Annotated in this window: 2 protein-coding genes; both read right to left on the bottom strand. The window is 31.4% G+C overall.

Annotated elements, in window-relative coordinates; all coding sequences use genetic code 11:
- Positions 1-140 precede the first annotated feature (140 nt).
- The gene (locus B0A64_RS24700; RefSeq protein ID WP_123875963.1) at positions 141-665 is read right to left on the bottom strand and encodes a hypothetical protein; all 525 of its coding nucleotides are present in this window, start codon (positions 663-665) and stop codon (positions 141-143) included.
- On the bottom strand, positions 637-1,431 hold a 795-nt coding region (locus B0A64_RS24695), incomplete at its 5' end, for an RHS repeat-associated core domain-containing protein (protein WP_317045018.1). The genes B0A64_RS24700 and B0A64_RS24695, both read right to left, overlap by 29 nt.

Raw genomic sequence — 1,431 nt, 5'->3', positions numbered from 1 at the left:
GAACGTTTCCTAAATGATCTAAATAGTTAAAAACATACTGAAAAAAATTTGTTGTCGGATTGGGCATTACCAGCCCCAGTAGAGTTTGTTCCTAGTACTTTATCTACTGCGCTAAAGCCTTGCGACCCAACTGGAGTTTCTTATTTAGATTCCTCAATTACAATTACTTTGTGTGTAGCTCTTACAACATTTTCAATATAGCGAGCTTTATCTTCATTTTTTTTCAATTGTGAAAAGGTATCTATAGATATGTGATCATTAATTATACCATCTAAATAGTGCACTCCTAATTCAGAAAATTTTATTCCATAAATAGGTATTGTTCTGTTATTAATTGCTCCAAAGGTATCAAGATTCATATTCTTAAGATTTTTTATATTGTAATTTACATCTTTGGTTTTATTCATATAATATGTTATATATCTACTTTTTCTTTTATCCTCAAATGATGTTGTTATAGTATCTAAAACACTTTTGTAATTAATCTTTCCATTATATACTTTATTAATATAGATTGTATCTGGAAAATCAAAATTGAACTCTACATATCCATTCTTAAATTTATTTTGAATAACTATTTCTTTTTCAGAACTTCCATTCTCTTTACAAGAAACCATAATTATTAGCAAAATAGCACTAACGGTTACTATTATTTCTTTTTGCATCTTCATAAGCTTTATTCTTTTGTTTTTCGTCATTAGAGCGAACTTTATTAACATCTGATTTTTTTACAACAGTATCTTTTTTAAACGTCTGAACTTGAGACAGATTAATTCCTATTTTGGGTACTGCTCTTGAATTCTCTGTTTCTATGGTTACATTATCACCATCATTACTATTACTCATTGTTGATGAACTACCTTCTTCACCACCTTTTATATCAGGATTACTAGTATCTAAAACACTAGCAATATTAGGAATATTATTTTCAGACCCCCAGACATCTGTTAATCCTACGACAATACTCAGATTAACTTGTGGAGTATCTCTTTCTCCTTCTGGACTAACCATCCGTCCTTTTTTACCACCTTCTGTTGCTAAACTTACTCCAAAACCTGAGGCTTTTTCTGCCTTTTCCGATTTTCCGATTCTAAAAGGATTACTTGGTGTCAGTGCACCAAGCAAACTACTTGATTTTTGAGAAACTATATTTCTGGCATTAGAAACAACAGTACTTATTTTATTTGCAACATAATTTTTAACTGCTGATGTAGCTCTATTGATTAATCCTGTAATAGGATTATCAGGCCACATTCCATCGGGATCTGTAAAATAAACCGGATTATCGAAGGCATAAGCATAGGGCGACCATCTGCGTCCTTGTTCTGCTAGTGGGTCAATTTGCCAAAAACGTGGAGCATCAGGAGTATATACTCTCGCTCCGTAATCATATACATTTAAATTTAATTCGGTTTGTAATTCTTTATTTCC

This window comes from Flavobacterium araucananum (genome assembly GCF_002222055.1).
GTDB lineage: Bacteria > Bacteroidota > Bacteroidia > Flavobacteriales > Flavobacteriaceae > Flavobacterium > Flavobacterium araucananum.
The sequence above is the reverse complement of the archived record's forward strand: the minus strand, read 5'-3'. Positions and strand labels throughout refer to the sequence as shown.

Coding starts and splice junctions, on each gene's coding strand:
- B0A64_RS24700 (WP_123875963.1), bottom strand. CDS start 665: ATGCAAAAAGAAATAATAGTAACCGTTAGTGCTATTTTGCTAATAATT.